Annotated in this window: 14 protein-coding genes and 1 other annotated feature; of the genes, 9 read left to right on the top strand and 5 right to left on the bottom strand. The window is 54.6% G+C overall.

Translation table 11 applies throughout. The features are described 5' to 3' along the window. The first annotated feature begins 71 nt into the window (after positions 1 to 71). The 9 genes from NOS26_RS02830 to NOS26_RS02870 all read left to right on the top strand — a co-directional run bounded on the left by NOS26_RS02830 (position 72) and on the right by NOS26_RS02870 (position 13,112). Positions 72 to 665, top strand: a complete 594-nt coding sequence (locus NOS26_RS02830) for a DedA family protein (protein WP_014015268.1) — start codon at positions 72 to 74, stop codon at positions 663 to 665. After that, positions 662 to 2,221, top strand: coding sequence for a glycosyltransferase family 39 protein (locus tag NOS26_RS02835; protein WP_255917234.1), 1,560 nt, complete (start codon positions 662 to 664; stop codon positions 2,219 to 2,221). Before NOS26_RS02830 ends, NOS26_RS02835 begins: the two co-directional genes overlap by 4 nt. Before the next feature lie 10 nt (positions 2,222 to 2,231). Continuing rightward, a complete protein-coding gene (locus tag NOS26_RS02840; protein WP_022497943.1) occupies positions 2,232 to 3,842 on the top strand; it encodes a glycosyltransferase family 39 protein in 1,611 nt (536 codons plus the stop codon). Between the two features lie 16 nt (positions 3,843 to 3,858). Next, positions 3,859 to 4,539 carry a uracil-DNA glycosylase gene (locus NOS26_RS02845; RefSeq protein ID WP_014015271.1) on the top strand — a complete coding sequence of 227 codons (681 nt, stop codon included), beginning with the start codon at positions 3,859 to 3,861 and terminating at the stop codon, positions 4,537 to 4,539. A gap of 187 nt (positions 4,540 to 4,726) precedes the next feature. After that, complete coding sequence (gltB, locus tag NOS26_RS02850; protein WP_255917235.1) at positions 4,727 to 9,289, top strand: glutamate synthase large subunit; 4,563 nt, start codon at positions 4,727 to 4,729, stop codon at positions 9,287 to 9,289. A gap of 538 nt (positions 9,290 to 9,827) precedes the next feature. Continuing rightward, positions 9,828 to 10,514: an MmcQ/YjbR family DNA-binding protein gene (locus tag NOS26_RS02855; RefSeq protein ID WP_014015273.1), complete on the top strand. Its 687-nt coding sequence runs from the start codon at positions 9,828 to 9,830 to the stop codon at positions 10,512 to 10,514. A gap of 87 nt (positions 10,515 to 10,601) precedes the next feature. Beyond that, a complete protein-coding gene (locus tag NOS26_RS02860) occupies positions 10,602 to 11,501 on the top strand; it encodes a DMT family transporter (protein WP_014015274.1) in 900 nt (299 codons plus the stop codon). A gap of 73 nt (positions 11,502 to 11,574) precedes the next feature. Then, a complete protein-coding gene (locus NOS26_RS02865; RefSeq protein WP_014015275.1) occupies positions 11,575 to 12,462 on the top strand; it encodes a radical SAM protein in 888 nt (295 codons plus the stop codon). 23 nt (positions 12,463 to 12,485) lie between these two features. Beyond that, the gene (locus tag NOS26_RS02870; protein WP_014015276.1) at positions 12,486 to 13,112 is read left to right on the top strand and encodes a hypothetical protein; all 627 of its coding nucleotides are present in this window, start codon (positions 12,486 to 12,488) and stop codon (positions 13,110 to 13,112) included. A gap of 66 nt (positions 13,113 to 13,178) precedes the next feature. Here the strand turns inward: NOS26_RS02870 and NOS26_RS11640 are convergent, their stop codons facing one another. The 5 genes from NOS26_RS11640 to NOS26_RS02895 form a co-directional block, all read right to left on the bottom strand. Next, positions 13,179 to 14,396: a GGDEF domain-containing protein gene (locus NOS26_RS11640; RefSeq protein WP_014015277.1), complete on the bottom strand. Its 1,218-nt coding sequence runs from the start codon at positions 14,394 to 14,396 to the stop codon at positions 13,179 to 13,181. A gap of 72 nt (positions 14,397 to 14,468) precedes the next feature. Continuing rightward, a complete protein-coding gene (locus NOS26_RS02880; RefSeq protein WP_022497949.1) occupies positions 14,469 to 15,467 on the bottom strand; it encodes a bile acid:sodium symporter family protein in 999 nt (332 codons plus the stop codon). Positions 15,468 to 15,553: 86 nt separating this feature from the next. Then, positions 15,554 to 15,803, bottom strand: a binding site (T-box leader). A 104-nt stretch (positions 15,804 to 15,907) separates the two neighbouring features. Beyond that, positions 15,908 to 16,480 (bottom strand): uracil-DNA glycosylase family protein, encoded by a 573-nt coding sequence (locus NOS26_RS02885; protein WP_014015279.1) that lies wholly within the window; start codon positions 16,478 to 16,480, stop codon positions 15,908 to 15,910. 788 nt (positions 16,481 to 17,268) lie between these two features. Beyond that, the gene (locus NOS26_RS02890; RefSeq protein WP_014015280.1) at positions 17,269 to 17,946 is read right to left on the bottom strand and encodes a DUF554 domain-containing protein; all 678 of its coding nucleotides are present in this window, start codon (positions 17,944 to 17,946) and stop codon (positions 17,269 to 17,271) included. Between the two features lie 124 nt (positions 17,947 to 18,070). Further along, positions 18,071 to 19,078, bottom strand: a complete 1,008-nt coding sequence (locus NOS26_RS02895) for a bile acid:sodium symporter family protein (protein WP_255917236.1) — start codon at positions 19,076 to 19,078, stop codon at positions 18,071 to 18,073. Between the last annotated feature and the right edge of the window lie 18 nt (positions 19,079 to 19,096).

Below are 19,096 nucleotides of genomic sequence, written 5' to 3' on the forward strand. Positions count from 1 at the left end.
CCGGCAGGCCATCTGTGCTATGATAGATAGCAAGTTTGTTTCTTTACATTATGGATAAGGAGTGTGCCTACTTGGATACATTATTACAACTCATGGAATCGTATGGCTATATCGCTATGTTCGTGGCTATGGCATTGGAAAATGCCAATATCCCCATTCCCAGCGAAGTCGTACTCGGGTTCGCCGGTTTCCTCATTTCCCAGCAGATTTTTTCATTCTGGACGACTTTTGCCGTAGCCTGCATCGCCGGTGTCGTCGGCTCGATCATCAGCTACTGGCTCGGCTCTTACGGTGGCCGGCCGTTACTGTTAAAGTATGGCAAATACATCTTCTTCAATGAACGCAAATTCCGCATGGCCGAAGACCTGTTCAACAAGTACGGCGGCATCGCCGTCATTATCTGCCGCTGCCTGCCCGGCGTGCGCACGTTCATTTCCTTCCCGGCCGGCGTAGCCCGCTATCCTTTCTGGCGCTTCGTCATTTTCACCATCATCGGTACCATCCCCTGGACGCTGCTCCTCGTATGGGCCGGCTCTCTCTTGGGCAGCCATTGGCGCGACCTCATCCAGTACAACCACATCTTCCTCATGGCCGTCGCTGCCCTCTGTGTCGTCGCCGCCGTCGTATTCGTATGGCATAAACGCCGCCGGAGAAATGTAGCATGAAACAATGGTTCTTAAAAAATCGGTACGGCTTGACCGTCGCCTTAGTGGCAGCAATCATCTTGCTGCCATTTTTAGGTGCTGCGCCCCTCATGGACCCGGACGAACCGGTCTACGGCGAAACGGCGCGGGAAATGCTGTTGGCCGGGGATTGGCTGTCGCCGCGCATTTTCGGCCAATATTGGTACGATAAACCACCACTCTTCTACTGGCTGGAAATGCTGTCATACAGCTTCTTCGGCATTTCCGACATCTCGTCCCGCCTGCCCAGCGTCATCATGGCCCTGGCCACGACACTGTACGTCTATGTCCAGGGGAAAGAATTATTCAATAAACCCATCGCCTTCCTCTCAGCCCTGCTCCTGGTGACCAGTGCGGGCTTCATGTATATCGGCAAGGCCGCCGTCACCGACATGACCCTCATGTTCACCCTGACGGTGACGATGATTTCCTTTTACCGTAAAAAGTATTATATAGCCTATATTTTCTGCGGCCTGTCACTCCTGGCCAAAGGCCCCGTCGGCTATGCCTTCCCGGCCCTGATCATGCTCATCTACCTGGCCTGGACACGGCAGTGGACGCTCATGAAACACATGAAGATCCCCCAGGGCATCCTGCTGGCTTTTGCCGTCGGCCTGCCCTGGTACTTCCTGATGTATAAGGTCCACGGCGAAGTCTTCCTGGACACCTTCATCGGCTATCACAACATCACCCGCTTCGCCGCGCCGGAACATCCGGGCCAGAACAGTATTTTCTTCTTCATCCCCATCCTCTTCGCCGCTATGATGCCCTGGACAGCGGCCTTGTTCCCGACGCTCTGGCGACTGTTCAAAAAACGGGACCCCTTCCGGGATACGCTGCAGTACTGCCTGGTCTGGGCCGCGTTCATCTTCCTCTTCTTCTCCTTCTCCAAGACCCAGCTGGTCACGTACATTGCCCCCATGTTTCCGCCGACGGCTTACCTGCTGGGCTGGTACGGCTACCGCTGCTATATCGAACGAAAATTCTCACGGCCCCTGCTCCTGACCTTATATTTCCTGGGGCTGGCCGTCCTAGCCTGTAATGCCATCCCCCTCCACGAGGAAGCGTCCTTTTTCCGTCCGGCCATCCTCTGGGGTTCCTGCCTGCTGGCAGCGGCCTTGTTCCTGCCGGCGGTCTGCTTATGGCGCCATTATTATCGGACCGCTTTCATCGCCGGCATCGTGACCATGACCGCTTTCTCCTGGGCCGCTTTCGGCTTCATCATTCCCCAGTTCAAAGGCCATGTCACCTCCTATGACACGGCCCAGATCCTGCCGGACGTCTACGACGGCCATTCCATGCTCTATATCGAAAAGTTCCTGCGCCCGGGTATCTCCTATTACAGCGGTATGTACGGGCGCGAGTGGGACCCCGTCAAGGACCCGGACCTGGAAGCCTTATTACAGACAAAGGATAAGATTTTCCTCATCATGTCGAAATCGACGTTCCACAAACTGGCCAAGTCCCAACACTTGATCGACCGCTTCGGTATCGCCGCCGAAACGCCGACGCAGGTCATCCTCATCAATCATCCCTAGGAGGTATCCCATGAAACAGCGCACCTTCCTGGCCGTCATCTTCATGGCGGCTTTCCTCTTCCTGGCCGCCGGCATCTCCCAGCTGGCCGTCACCGACCCGGTCGAATCGAATTACGCCCTGACGGCTTTAGAAATGGTCCGCAGCGGCGACTGGCTCTCTCCGCAGATTTACGGCACCTACTGGTATGATAAGCCCATTTTCCTGTACTGGCTCCTGAGCCTGTCCTACAGTCTTTTAGGTACGACCGACCTGGCTGCCCGCCTGCCGGCCGTCCTCTTCGGCGCAGCTTCATGCACCCTGGCGGCCTGGTTCGCCCTGCGCCAGACAGGACGCCGCCTGACAGCCATCCTCTTCGCCGCCATGACAGCCACGTCCCTCATCGGCTGGTTCATCAGCCGTTCTGTCATCACCGATCAGCCCTTGTATTTCTTCAGTGGCGCTACCTTGTTCTTCGCCTACATCGGCCTGACCGAAGGAAAGAAAAGCTACGTCACGGCAGCTTATGTCATGGCAGCCGGCGCCGTCCTGACCAAAGGCCCGGTCGGCCTGGTCCTGCCCGGCCTGTTCCTGCTGCTCTTTATCGCCATCCAGCGCCGGCCCGATTATCTTAAAAGACTTTTCCCGCCAGTCGGCATCGTCCTCTTTCTCCTCCTCTGCCTGAGCTGGTACGGTCCCATGTACAACCGCCATGGCATGGACTTCATCGACGGCCTGCTGGGCTTCAACAACGTCGTCCGGGCCACCGTATCGGAACATCCCGAATACGATGTCTGGTATTATTATATCGTCCTCGTCCCGGTCAGCCTCCTGCCCTGGACCGGTCCCTGCCTGTACGGCCTGTGGCGGCGGCGCAGCCATCGCGATGAATACGTCTTCATGGCACTCTGGGCCTTGGGGACGATTTTGTTCTACAGCCTCATGGCGACGAAATACCCGACATACGCGTACATCGCCAACTGGCCCCTCTTATATCTCGGCGCCTGCACGATGCAGGACTGGCTCGACGAAGACGCCCGCTATGCCTGGCTGGCAGCCCTCATCCCGGCTTCCCTTTACGGCCTGCTCTTCGCTTCGCTGACAGCCTTTACGGGAAAAACTCCCTTTCCGGTCCCGAGCCTGCTCTTGTTGACTGTCTTCCTGATCATCATGGCCATCCTGACCTGGCTGGCCTGGTGGCAGAAAGCTTATCTGGCCCTGCCCTTTTTCCTCGTCACGGCGACAGCCGTCACTTACCTCATCGTGACCTTCCAGGTCTTGGTGCCCTTCTATCAGTACCGGTCGGCCCAGACCTTGACGAGCCTGGCCAATCAGGGCCCGGTCTATTTCTTTGAAGAATACCGCACGTCCTATCCCTATTATACGGGACAGCCGGCGTACTGGACGGCACCGGCGGACTACGATGAAAGCGCCCGGCTCCAGCGCGATGCCGTCTGGGCCAAGAAACACGTCTACCCGACAGAGGCAGAAGCTCAGGTATTGACCAGACTGACCCAGCATCAGTCCCTGACGATCGTCGTCCCGGAAGGGAAATATAAGGATTATAAAGCCTCGAAATTTTTCAATCTGACCCATGAAACCGGCCAATCCGGCCCATACCACGTTTTCAAGCCCATTCCTTAGGACAGGAGGATTTCCCATGGAAGAACTCATCCAAAAACTCTGCACCTATCATCGCCCAGGCGTCTTCAATCCCTGGTCCGAATACGACGAATCCTGTGACCTCGGTCCGGACGCCCCGGCCATCCGCTGCCAGCAGCTGCGTGACTACCTGGCGCCGCGCCTGTCCAAGGCCCGCATCGTCCTCGTCGCCGAAGCCGCTGGCTACCAGGGCTGCCGCTTCACAGGCATCCCCATCACCTGCGAACGCATGCTCCTGGACCAGCATAAACAGATAGGCTCCGCCATCATCCTGGGCCATCGCGGCCAGCGCACGAGCCGGCCCGACAGCCCTTACATGACCAGCCGGCCCCAGCGGGAAAAAGGCATGAATGAACCGACGGACACCTATGTCTGGGGTGCCGTTGTCGATAACGGCCTGGATCCGCGCGACGTCCTGTTATGGAACATCTTTCCCTTCCATCCTTATAAGGCTTCGCCTTTTTCCAACCGCACGCCGACGGACAGCGAGCTGGCCGAAGGCCTCGTATACGCCAAAGCCCTGCTGCAGTACTGCCGTCCCGATATCCGCCTGGCCGCCATCGGCAGGAAATCGGCAGAAACCCTGCAAAATGCCGGCTTCCCGGCCCTGGCCATGCGCCATCCGGCAAACGGTGGTGCCAGCCTCTTCCGGGAACAGTTCGCACGTTTTTCCCAATAATTCCTTTAAAAAATCGGTTAAATTTGATTTTTACATTAAATTTATCAGTGTTTTTACGAAAACATGCAAGAAAATCATTGCATCGACTTCACAAATTGTTTATAATCATAGGTACACCACAGTATATACGAGCCTTCTCTCTCATACAGTGACGGCTCGTTTTTGTATACCCAAAGGGGGATTACGTATGAATAAAGAAATGCGCGATCTGCCGAGCCCGCAGGGCCTGTACGATCCGTCATATGAACACGATGCCTGTGGCATCGGTATCGTTGCCAATATAAAAGGGAAGAAGTCCTACGGCATCATCGACGATGCCCTGACCATCCTGGAAAACCTCCGTCACCGCGGTGCCGAAGGGGCCGACGCCAACAGCGGCGACGGCGCCGGCATCCTGGTCCAGATTCCACACCAGTTCTTTAAACGCGAATGTGAAGTCCTGGGCTTTTCCCTGCCCGACGAAGGCGACTACGGCGTCGGCATGATTTTTGCCCACCGCTATGAAACGTTCCGCAAGAAACAGATGGAAGCCTTTGAAGACATCGTCCGCTCCGAAGGCCTGTCCATCCTCGGCTGGCGCGACGTCCCGGTCGATGAAAGCCTGATCGGCAATATCGCCAAACAGACGTGTCCCCATTTCCTGCAGGTCTTCATCCGCAAAGACCCGACCATGAAGACCCAAATGGACTTTGAACGGAAACTGTACGTCATCCGCAAACTGGCCGAAAAAGCCATCGTCCCGGAAAGCCAGAAGAACGGCACGGACTTCTACATCGCCAGCCTGTCGTCGAAGACCATCGTCTACAAGGGCATGCTGACGTCCATGCAGCTGCGCCACTTCTTCCTCGACCTGTCGGACCTGGATTTCGTCACATCCATGGCCCTCATCCATTCCCGTTTCAGTACCAATACCTTCCCCAGCTGGGCCCGGGCCCATCCGAACCGTTATATCGTCCACAATGGGGAAATCAACACTATCCAGGGCAATATCAACTGGCTCAACGCCCGTGAAGGCAAGTCGAAATCGGACTTCTTCCCGGATATGGAAAAAGTCTTCCCCGTCGTCGACGATACGGGCAGCGACTCGTCCATGTTCGACAACTGCCTGGAATACTTGTACATGACAGGCCACTCCCTGCCCCACGCCATGATGATGATGATTCCGGAACCCTGGGAACGGGATCCCCTCATGAGCGATGAAAAACGTGATTTCTACCGCTACCATAACTTCATGCTCGAACAGTGGGACGGCCCGGCAGCTATCGGCTTCTGCGACGGCACGGTCATCGGCGGCATGCTCGACCGCAACGGCCTGCGCCCGGCCCGCTACTATGTCACCCGCGACGACCGGGTCATCGTAAGTTCCGAAGTCGGCGTCGTCAACATCCCGCCGGAAGACGTCCTCTATAAAGGCCGCCTGGAACCGGGCAAGATGCTCCTCGTCGATACGAATAAACAGCGCATCATCGACGACGACGAAATCAAGCATGAAATCGCCACGGAACACCCCTACCATGAATGGTACAAAGAACATATCGTCAACCTCGACGATCTCATGACGGGCCAGAACATCGCCAACAGCGATGCCATCATCCCCTATGACCTGAAGGAACAGGAAAAGGTCTTCGGCTATACCCAGGAAGACATGGACAAAGTCATCCTGCCCATGGCCCGCGATGCCCAGCACGCCATCGACTCCATGGGCGTCGACGTACCTTTGGCCGTCCTCAACGACCGTCCGCAGCTCCTCTATGATTATTTCAAAGAAAACTTTGCCCAGGTCACCAACCCGGCTATCGACGGCGTCCGCGAAAAGACGGTCATGTCGTCGGCAGTCATGGCCGGCAACGTCGCCAACATCATGGAACCGAACGAAGCATCGACGGCAGCCTTATACCTCAAAGGACCGATCCTGACCAACGAACAGATGTCGGTCATCAAGTCCCTCATGACGCCGAAACTGCGTGCAGCCACGCTGTCCATGCTCTATCCCGTCAACAGCGGTGCCGAAGGCATGGAAACGGCCATCGAATCGCTGTGCATCGACGCCTTGAAGGCCATCAAGAACGGCGCCAACATCCTCGTCCTGTCCGACCGCGGCGTCAACTCCCGCATGGCCGCCATCCCGGCCCTCCTGGCCTCGGCAGCCCTGCACCATTACCTCATCGACAAGGCCGTCCGTTCCGACGTCGGCCTCATCCTGGAATCGGGCGAACCGCGCGAAGTCCATCACTTCTGCACCCTCATCGGCTACGGCATTACGGCCATCAACCCGTACATCGCCCTGGAATCGATCAAGGAACTCATTGCCAACAAGAAGCTCCAGAAAATCGATTATGAAACGGCCAAACAGAACTACATCGACGCCGCCGTCAAAGGCATCCTGGCCGTCATGTCCAAGATGGGCATTTCTACAGTCCACAGCTACCACGGCGCACAGATTTTTGAAGCCGTCGGCATCAAGCAGGACTTGATCGACAAATATTTCTGCAACACGCCGTCCCGCATCGAAGGCCTGGGCATTGCCGAAATCGCCAAAGAAAACGCCCTGCGCCACGAAGAAGCGTACAGCACAGGCGATAAATTGGAACGGGGCGACTTCTATCAGTACCATAAAGGCGGCCAGCCGCACATCATCGACCCGGAAACGGTCCAGCTCCTGCAGAAGGCCGTCCAGAACGACGACTATGCGACGTATAAGAAATACGCCGACCACGTCAACCGCCAGACTATCTTCCGCCTGCGCGACCTCTTGGATTTCGAATATCCTGCCGGCAGCAGCATCCCTATCGAAGAAGTCGAACCGGTCGACTCCATCGTCAAGCGCTTCCGCACTGGTGCCATGAGTTACGGCGCCCTCAGCAAGGAAGCCCATGAATGTGTCGCTACGGCCATGAATCGCTTAGGCGGCATGAGCAACACCGGTGAAGGCGGCGAAGACTCGGCCCGCTTCAATACGGAAACGAACGACCGCATCAAACAGGTCGCCTCGGCCCGTTTCGGCGTCACCAGCGATTACCTCATCCACGCCGACGAACTGCAGATTAAATGCTCGCAGGGGGCAAAACCGGGTGAAGGCGGCCATCTGCCGGGCAATAAAGTCTACCCGGACATCGCCAAGACCCGTCATGCTACGACCGGTGTCGCCCTCATTTCACCTCCGCCTCATCACGATATCTACTCCATCGAAGACCTGGCCGAACTTATCTTCGACCTCAAGAACGCCAACCGCAAGGCTACGATCGGCGTCAAATTGACGTCCGGCGCCGGCATCGGCACGATTGCAGCCGGTGTCGTCAAAGCAAAAGCCGACGACATCGTCGTCAGCGGCTATGACGGCGGGACCGGCGCTTCGCCGCGTACCAGCCTGCGCCATGCCGGCCTGCCCTGGGAAATCGGCCTGTCCGAAGTCCAGCAGACACTGCTCCTCAACCGCCTGCGCGACCGCGTCACCCTGGAAGTCGACGGCAAACTGCTCACCGGCCGCGACGTCGCCATCGCCGCCCTCTTCGGCGCTGAAGTCTTCGGTTTCGGTACGGCGCCGCTCCTGGCCATCGGCTGCCATATGCTGCGTGTCTGCCACCTCAACACCTGCCCGTACGGCGTCTGCACACAGGACGAAAAACTGCGCAAACGCTTCAAGGGCAAACCGGAATACATCATCAACTTCATGCGCTTCGTCGCACAGGACCTGCGGGAAATCATGGCCCGCCTGGGCTTCCATACCATCGACGAAATGGTCGGCCGCTACGATTGCCTGAAACAGCGCGATCACTTCGGCAACTGGAAAGCCAAGACGGTCAACCTGAAGAACCTCCTGTACCGTCCGTACACCGACGCTTCCGTCGGCCAGCACTTCACAACACCTCAGGACCACAAGATCAACACGACCCTGGATATGTCCAAACTGGTCCGCATGTGCCGTCCGGCCCTGGAAGAACAGAAACATATCCGCGCCCGCCTGCGCATCAAGAATACGGACCGCGTCACCGGGACCATCCTGGGCAGTGAAATCACCAAACGCTATGGCGAAAAAGGCCTGGCCGAAGACACGATCATCTTGTCCTTCGTCGGTTCGGCCGGCCAGAGTTTCGGCGCCTTCATCCCCCATGGCCTGACACTGACCCTGGAAGGCGATGCCAACGATTACCTCGGCAAAGGCCTGTCGGGTGGCAAGATCATCGTATCGCCGCCGCGGGAATCGGTCTTCCCGGCGGAAGACAACATCATCATCGGCAACGTCGCCTTCTACGGCGCGACCAGCGGCGAAGCTTACATCAACGGCACGGCCGGTGAACGCTTCTGCGTCCGCAACAGCGGCATCAGCGCCGTCGTCGAAGGCGTCGGCAACCACGGCTGCGAATACATGACCGGCGGCCGGGTCCTCATCCTCGGCCAGACAGGGCGCAACTTTGCTGCCGGCATGTCCGGCGGTATCGCCTACGTCTATGACCTGGATCCGAACAAATGCAATAAAGACCTGGTCAAACTGGAACCGCTCACGGATGACGATGAAAAAGCGGCCGTCAAGACGATGTTGGAAAAACACGTCAAATACACGGACAGCAACTTGGGCCATATCCTCTTAGAAAACTGGGACGACACCGTCACTCACCTGACCAAAGTCATCCCCGAAGCCTATGAAGAAATGGTCGCCCTCATCGCCCAGGCGGAAGCCGAAGGCCATACCGACCAAGAAGCACACATGATTGCATTCGAAAAGAAACACGGAAAGAACGGAAAGAAATAAAAAAAAGGCGCTGTCGCGATGCGACAGCGCCTTTTTAGTGGTTAGCAGCTAGTGACTAGGGGTTAGCGGATGGCCAAACCTTCGTGTGACATTCTTTTTAAATTGTTCGTTGTTCGGGATAAAGTGCAGGAATACAAAAGGCTCCCATACTAGGGGAGCTGGCCGCCAACGGCGGTCTGAGAGGTTCTTCTGGAGAGGTTACCGTCGGCCGCCTGGCCCCTGGCTGGTTCGCGTGCTCCACTCCTCTTGCCGAGAGTGCCATTTTCTGGCGTGCTGAAACTCGCTACGCTCAAACAAAGCAGCACGCCGGACGCAAATAGCACGCACGGCATCCTACACGGTCCATAATGACCGTGCAGGCCGAGGTCGTTCCCGCAATGTCACCAGCCAGGGGCCAGGCATCCGACTTGATTTGCTATACTAATAATAAATTGATATAAGGATTTTTCTGATATATAATTAATGAAACAACAAATTCTCTTTGAGTTTGCTGCTTCATTTTTGGGAGATAGTATTTAGAAAAAGAGGTGCTGGCCCGATGATTCCCATCGAGGAAACTGTCTTTTCCCGCAAACGGTGGATAGAAAGTAAAATGCTCGCCTATGGCTTTCATAAAGCAAACAAAACTTATATTCTTGAAAAACCATTTCTTGACGGAGATTTCAAAACCGTCCTTTCCGTTACCCCCAAAGGACAGGTGACGGGCAAGGTCATCGATTCGATGACCCAGGATGAGTACTATCAGCTGCGACAGGAAACGGCTACTGGGCCTTATGTGAACCGGGTCCGTTCTGCCTATCGCTCCCTGCTCACGGATATTGCAGATTCCTGCTGCAGCGACGTCCTGTTTGCTTCATCTCAGGCCAACCGGCTGACCCAGGCCATCTTGGACCATTTCCAGGTCAAACCGGATTTTCCCTGGGAACATTCCGCCCGGTATCAGTCATACGGAGCCTTTCGCCATAGGTCCAACCGGAAATGGTTTGCCCTCATCATGAATGTAACAAGAGATGTGCTGAATAAAGATGGAAACACGTCTCCCATCGATATCCTAAATGTAAAGATTTCCCCAGCACAGGGAGAAGAGCTACGGAAAACCCCCGGCATCTATCCCGCTTACCACATGAATCACAAGACATGGATTTCTGTGGTCCTGGATGAAACCTTAGCGGATGAAAAGATTGGGGAGCTCATCAACACCAGCTATCAGTTAACGACCACTTAGCCTGGTGGGATAAGCCCTTGCACCCCTCCTTTCCCTCGTGTATACTATAGGGACAAATAGGTAGCCGCAGGCAGAGGAGGTCTTAGTATGACAAAAACGCAGCATGGTATCATAGCTTGTGTCATCGGGGCGACATCATGGGGTTTCAATGGGGTCGTCAGCCAGTTCCTGCTTTCTCATTATACCGTAGAACCGTCGTGGCTGGCGTCGATACGCATGTGCCTGGCCGGCCTGTTCCTGACCCTCATGATTTGGCCGACAAAGAAGGCCGAAATACGTCTTATGCTTCATGACCCGATCAGCCTGCGCCAATTAATTCTTTTTGCCCTCTTCGGTCTTATTTTGAGCCAGTTTTCTTATTTATCAGCCATAAAGAACTCGAATGCCGGCACGGCGACGGTCTTGCAAACATTAAGTGTCGTTTTCATGTCTCTTTATTTAGCCGTCCGTTTTCACAAACGGCCCACAGCCAGGGAAATCATATCGGTCTTCCTGGCCTTTGGCGGCGTCTATCTAGCCGCAACAGATGGGACTCCATCGGCAATGGTCATTTCCCCTTTAGGACTGACTTGGGGGCTTATTGGCGCCGTTGCCTGTGTCACCTATCCCGTCTTGTCTCAAGGGCTGGCCGCGAATTGGGGCGCCGCTGTCGCCAACGGGTTAGGCATGATGATCGGCGGGCTGTTCCTGAGCGTATCTTGTCAGGTCTGGACACTCTGGCCTGTTTTGGACCTGACGGGCTGGCTGGCCGTCGCTTTTATCATCATCATCGGCACGGCCTTGTCCTTTACGGCTTTCGTCACAGGCATCAGCGAAATCGGACCGATGAAAGCGACGCTCCTGGGAACGCTGGAACCGGTCATCGCTTCCGTAGTTTCGGCTATCGCCTTGGGCACGACCTTCCATACGGTTGAACTCATCGGTTATGCCTGCATCATCGCGACGGTCTTCATCATCATCTTGCAGAAGAAACCAGCTATTTCGTAATACGTACTTTTCGTGTATAATAAGAGATGAACGACTAATGTTTTTTTCATCTTTGAAGAAAGGTGTGTTACTTATGATTATTGATGATGCTGGCGGCCTTGTCTTCCGCCCGCCTAGTGAAGCCCGCAGCTTCATTCTGCGCGTTACTATCGGCTGTTCTCACAATACTTGCCGTTTCTGCGATATGTACAAAGCTTCTAAGTTCCGCATCCGTCCCATGGAGGAAATCGAAGGGATCATCGAGCGCGGCGCTTATGCCATGCCCTTTATCCGCCGTATCTTTCTGGCCGATGGCGACGCCCTGGTCCTGCCAACGGACAAGCTCATCGCTATCATGAAGAAGTGCTACGAAAAATTCCCCAACCTGAACCGCATCGGCGCCTATGCGACGCCGGCCGACCTGGTCCGCAAGACCCCGGAAGAATTGAAACGTCTTCGCGAAGCCGGTCTGGCCATCGTCTACATGGGCATCGAAAGCGGCGACGATGACGTCCTGAAACTCGTCGATAAGGGGACGACAGCGGCCCTCACCATCGAAGCCGGGAAAAAAGCCCTGGCTGCCGGCATGAAACTGTCGACGATGATCCTCCTCGGCCTGGGCGGTCAGGAACGGACGAAAGAACACGCCCTGCATACGGCCCAAGTCGTATCGGCCATCAATCCGACCATGCTCAGCGCCTTGTCGCTCATCATTCCTCACGAAGTCCCGCTCTATCAGGATGTCGTCGAAGGGACGTTCACGCCCTTGACGGCACGGGGTTTCCTCAAGGAACTGGACATGATCCTGCGCCATACGGAAATGACCAAGCCCTGTATCTTCCGCAGCAACCACGTTTCCAATCTCCTGCCTGTCGGCGGCACCCTGCCGATGGACAAGGAAAAGATGCTGGCCGCCTTGGAACGCTACATCCCGCAAGTCGATGACACGCTGCCACTACTCAACGATAACGGCAATTTCTGATTTTTTGCTGGAGGTGTTGCCTCATGAAAAAACTCTGTCTCCTGCTCCTTCTCTGTTTCCTGTCGGTCACGACGGCCCTGGCTGACAGCCCGCGCTTCGATAACATGCGGACCGTCGTCATCGCCGATACGACCCAGGACAGCTATGCGGCCCGTTTCATGAAAAGCCGGCTGAAACAGCCCTTCCGCATCCCCTACTGGGACCGCATCGAAACGGATACCGCCCTGTCGCCGTCCGACGTCAATATCGATACGCTGCGCACCCTGGCGGCTCAGTATAAAGCCGACGTCGTCCTGGTCCCGGTCGTCCAGACCTGGTACTGGCGGCAGCACATGGCCGGATTCTGGCGCTATGATGACGACGAAATCATCACGGAATGTCTCTATCACCTGACGGTATATGCCTACGATAAGCGGAGCGATACTTTCAGGAGCTATAGCGACAAAGGCCGTGAAGTCGAATCGGCATCGATTCTGAACGACCCCAACGAAATCCTGACGGAATCGATGGACCGCATTATGAAGAAGCTGCCCTATAAGCGCATCCCGACGGACATCGAAGACATCGCTGCCGGTGGCACGACATTGCAGACCCGGACCACCGAAGGCGGAGCAAAAATCCTGACCAACACCTTCCCGCAGGCCATTTGAGGTTAGGGATTAGTGGCTCGTGGCTCGTAAAAAAAGAGGCTGTCGCACGTGCGACAGCCTCTTTTTTTACGAACTTTTATTGATCCACGTTGCCATTTCGTGCAGGCCGGCTTCGGCTTTTTCCATATCGAAGGGCTCACCAAAGACGCGGTTCCGCCCGGCAGCTTTGGCTTTATAGAGCAATTGGTCGGCCCGGGCGAACATCGTCCGCAAAGAAACAGCTCCTTCACAGTATCCCCAGGTATAACCGCCGCTGACGGTGGGATGGCGCTGCACGGCCTCGAAGGGCTGCTTACACAGCTGATTCTGGAAGATTTCGACATAATGCTGGAAGCCGTCATGGGGCATAAAGGAGATAATGAGAAATTCGTCGCCGCCATAGCGGTAGACGCCGGTATAGCCAAAGTGCTTTTGAAAGAGCCGGCTGACAACGGATAAAATCTCATCGCCCCGGATATGACCATAGGTATCATTGTAGAATTTGAATTGGTCGATATCACAGATCATGACGCAAAGGGCCTTGCCAAAATACTGTTCAAAATCTTCCCGCAGTGCTTCGCGGTTCAGAAGGCCCGTGAGCTCGTCGGTCCGGCTACGCTGATAGAACTCTTCATTGCGGGACCGGAGAGTCATGCGGACCTGAGCAAAAGATAAAGCCAGATGACGCCTGGAAAAGATGATGACCAGACAGACCAGGTAAAATAAGACGATATCATATTGATCCTGCCAGGGCACTTCATGCCCCGTCACATCGATGACAGCGAACGTCGTGACCAGATTGACGGCGATGATGGGAATCAAGACCTTGATATTATCATAAATAGGCAGTAAATAGACCAGGATGAGTATGAGCAGGTATTCAAAGAAGAAACTGCTCCCGTTCTGGGTCGTAAAAAAGGAAAGACACGCCAGCGACGAATCGATGAGCAAAAAAACGTAGACCAAGTCATCTAACAGTTCCTCATCTTTTACGACTTCCCGAAGACATTGATAGAAACAGGCCAAAAAGACGAGATTGATGCCAAAAATCACCAAATAGACAGTCGTCGAATTAATAGTCGTCAAAACGGCGCCTACTGCCCTTGGCGCATAGGTTCCAACAAAACCGGTCATGGAAATGATACACAATAAACAGGCAACAAAGCTGCAAGCATAGAGATTATCCCGGATTTTCCGTTTTTTAAATTCCGGGTCCGATAAAATAGCCTGGATATCTTGAAAATCCCCTAGCGTCCTTTGGAACAGCTGCTGGATATATTTTTGTAAATATATGATAAATTTCATGCAAAAGCCCCCAATTGTATATACTTATCGTATCAAAACAAATGGGGGCTTGCAAGGGCTCATGTAATGAACTTAATGATTTCCTGGTACCGCTTCGATAAGGGGCTTCGCTTCAGCAGCCCGTTCCTTGGCTTCATGGGCTTCCATGTGACGGGCAAAGATACCCGCCAGGATAGAGCCGGTTACCTGATGGATAGCGGCACCGACAGCGGCAGGAATGGCGACGGCAGGCGCAAAGAAGACCGAAACCAGCGAAATGGCCAGGGCGTCGTTCTGCATGCCGACTTCCAGTGTAACCGAATGTTGCTGCTTTTTCCCTAAGCCCAATTTCCCCGTAACAAAATAACCGATGAGGAAACCACCGAGATTGTGCAGGAGGACCATGAGAATGATAAAGATGCCCATGTCCAGGATCTTAGCCCCATTGATGGCAATAACGCCGCCGACGATGACCAGGACACCAAAAGCGGATACGAGGACCAGTACCTTCGACAGGGAGGCAATATGCTTTTCCCCCATCAGGCGGTGCGTCAACAAGCCGAGGACCAGGGGAACCAGGATGACTTTCATGACCGTCATGGCCATAGCCATAAAGGAAACTTCGACCCACTGGCCGGCCAGGCCCCAGACGATGAAAGGCATCATAATGGGCGCCAACAACGTCGAACAAGTCGTAATGGAAACGGACAAGGGGACATCCGCCTTGGCCAGGAACCCCATGACGTTCGACGCCGTCCCACTGGGACAAGAACCGAGGAGGATCATGCCGACGGCGATTTCCGGCGGCATTTCAAAAGCCAGGACCAGGGCATACGCCAGCAGCGGCATAATCGTATAATGAGCCGTACAGCCGATGAGGACTTCCTTCGGCCGCTGGACGATCAACTTGAAATCCCGGGCGTGGAGCGTCATGCCCATACCGAACATGATGACGCCTAGCAACAAGACCGTATGCGGAACGGCCCAGAGAAAGGCATTGGGCATGAAATACGCCCAGATGACGACGAGAAAGACGATATACGTCAAATTTTTCCCAACAAAACCGCTTAACTTTCCAATGAAATCCATCATAGTCATGCACATCCTTTCCAAAATAAGACCTGATAAATACAAATACGCAAACGGTTTTGATGGAGCAAAAAAAAACTTTGCCTCTAAAAAGAGACAAAGTATTCACTCTGCGGTACCACTCTCATTGTCGTAACGACCACTTTTCCAGCATCTCCGGGACAGCCCATGTAATGCCTGGCAAGGTAACGGTTGCCTGCCGGCTGCGTCTACTAACAAAATGCGTTCGGGCAGCAGCTCCTGGACGACTTCACGCCGGGATCCCATCCTGCCTCTCAGCCACCAGCAGGTCTCTGTCATAGTTTCCCAAACCTTACTACTTCCATTCAACACTGTTTTGTATTTGTTGGTGCTTATTATATCGCGTCACCTCTGAATTGTCAATAAGATTTTAGGTTCGTTATACGTTACACCGATTAAGTTAAAGGTTTAATCTTAAAATTTTACAATATTTCATGGACTCGTTTTTGTAATTCCGGCACGACGTCGGCCTCGAACCAGGGATTCCTGGCCTGCCAGCGGAAGTTGAGCGGACTGGGATGGACGATGGGAAAATAGTCCGGCAGATAGGCCTGATAATTCCGCACGGTTTCCGTCAAATTGCGCTCTTTCCGGCCTTTTAGATAATAGTCGATGGCGTACTTGCCGACGAGGATAGTAAGTTTCAGGTCCGGCATGAGCTGCAGAATTTCACGATGGTATTCCTGGGCGATGAACCGTCTCGGCGGTTTGTCGCCCGTTTTGGCTTTGCCGGGATAGTAGAAATCCATGGGCATGATGGAGATGGCCGGCGAATAGAAAATCTGACTGTCGATGCCCATCCAGGTCATCAGCTTTTCGCCGGATTTATCATGGAAAGGAATACCCGATTCTTCGACCTTTTTGCCCGGAGCCTGGCCGATAATCAGGATTTTCGCTTCCTCGTGAATCTGAAAAATCGGACCGATACCGCGGGCCGTATACGCCGCGTTCCGTTCGTCCGTTTTTAATTGATCAATGATCTCCTGCAAATGCATAAAACGCCTCCTAAAGGGTAAAAAGCTTACCATAATACACGAATAGGCTGTGGTCAATCATCACAACGGGCCGTCCTGGCCGGGACGGCCCCTACGCAGGCGGCATATAGCCGCATTATTTTTCATCGCCTATATGCGATGCCATAGGGGACGCCCAAAGGGCGTCCCGCTTGATACACGGATAGGCTGTGGTGGAATATCACAGCGGGCCGCCCTGGCCGGGACGGCCCCTACGCAGGCGGCATATAGCCGCATTATTTTTCATCGCCTATATGCGATGCCGTAGGGGACGCCCAAAGGGCGTCCCGCTTGATACACGGATAGGCTGTGGTCAATCATCACAGCGGGCCGCCCTGGCCGGGACGGCCCCTACGCAGGCGGCATATAGCCGCATTATTTTTCATCGCCTATATGCGATGCCGTAGGGGACGCCCAAAGGGCGTCCCGCTTGATACACGGATAGGCTGTGGTCAATCATCACAGCGGGCCGCCCTGGCCGGGACGGCCCCTACGCAGGCGGCATATAGCCGCATTATTTTTCATCGCCTGTATGCGATGCCGTAGGGGACGCCCAAAGGGCGTCCCGCTTGATACACGGATAGGCTGTGGTCAATCATCACAGCGGGCCGCCCTGGCCGGGACGGCCCCTACGCAGGCGGCATATAGCCGCATTATTTTTCATCGCCTGTATGCGATGCCGTAGGGGACGCCCAAAGGGCGTCCCGCGTGCAATCCTGTAAATGGCCAAAGCATGTATGATGAGGGGGCACATAATCGCAATACCCTCATCATACGATTAAATGATAGTATATGATAGGTATGAACAGGGCCGGCAGGAAGTCGGCTACTTTCAATTTCGTCAGCTGGAACATGTTGAGAGCGATGCCCAGGATCATGACGCTGCCGACGGCATTGAGTTCACGGACGACATCCGGTGTCATGAGGGGCATGACGAAGGTCGCCAAGAGGTAGAAAAATCCCTGATAGAGGAAGAGGACGATGCCGACGGGAACGACGCCTAAGCCATAAAGAGTCCCGAAAATAAAGGACGATGTAAAATCGAGGGCGCTCTTGAAATACAAAAGGTCGTTACTTCCCAGCGCTGCCTGGACTGGACCGATAATGGCCATGGCGCCGATGACCTGCATGATGGATAAGGTGACGAAGCCCCGGACGAAGCGCGAGTCATCTCCGCGGCCCATTCGTTTCTTGAGAAATTCGCCGAAGCGGTTCATGCCATCTTCGATGCCGATGAGCGTCCCGACGAGGGTCCCGATGACCATGCTGGCCAGGACCAGGAGCAGATTCTGGCTCTGGACGGCCCCTTGTATACCCATGATGGCCACACACAGCGAAATGACGCCAAAAATAGCTTTGGTAAAGCGCTCCGGTATGCCGCGCTTCAAAAAAAATCCCAGTAACGCTCCCAAAGAAGACGTCACGGCATTGACGATGACAGCAAACATGTAAATTTCCTCCTGACAAGTGAATTTATATTTATTATAGCAGAAAAAAGGGCTTGCCGCATGTGCGACAAGCCCTTTTTGAGTTTGAAGTTTGAAGTTGAAAGTTTGATGTGGATAATCGAATTTAATGGGCTACTGTGGGTGATACGGCAGCGGCTTTCTGGTCGGCTTCGTAGTTAGAATCAAAGCGTTTGTTCAGATAGTTGACGTAAAGATAAGCCAGGACGGCGCCGGAAATGTTATGCCATGCACTGAAGACAGCACCGGGGACACCAGCCATGGGCAGCGAGGCAAAGTGAGCTTTTGCCAAGCCCGTAGCCAGACCGGAGTTCTGCATGCCGACTTCGATAGACAAGGCGACCATTTTCTTCCAGCTCATGCCGCAGAGATGGCCGATGAAGAATCCCAGGGCATAGCCCAGGCAGTTGTGCAGGATGACGACCAGCAGGATGATGCCCGAACTGTTGAGGATGGCATCGCGGCTGGCGCCGATGATGCCGGCAATGAGGAAGGAAATAGCCAGAGACGAAACGGCCGGCAAGTAGTCCGTCGCCGTATCCGCCAGCTTCGGCAGGAAGCTCTTGACGATAAGGCCCAGGGCGATGGGGACAATGACAATCTGTAAGATGGATAAGAACATGCCAACCGGGTCAAAAGAAATACGCTGACCGATGATAAGGTACGTCAAGAGCGGCGTCATGATCGGCGAAATGAGCGTCGATACACTGGTCATCGTAACCGACAGGGGGACATCGCCTTTACTCATGAAGGTGATGACATTGGACGACGTACCGCCCGGGCAGGTCCCGACGAGAACGACGCCGACGGTCAGCGCCGGGTCGAGATGAAAGAGAGTCGAAAGGACGTACGCCAGGAAAGGCATAACGAGATACTGGGCGCAAGCGCCAAAAAAGACATCTTTCGGCCGCTTGAGGACCAAGGCGAAATCGTGGACGCTCATGGTCATGCCCATGCCGAACATGATGATGCCGAGGAGGACGGAGAGAACGGAAATGCCGCCCACTTTGCCGAGAACCCAGGAAAAGCTCGTCGGCAAGGTCATGCCGATGATGAGGAAGATGACGGCGATAACGCCGAAATATTTGCCGATAAGGGCACAGACTTTTTTCATAATGAATACCTCTTTTAA

Source organism: Megasphaera sp. SC8-1, from assembly GCF_024436295.1.
Lineage (GTDB): Bacteria > Bacillota > Negativicutes > Veillonellales > Megasphaeraceae > Megasphaera > Megasphaera elsdenii.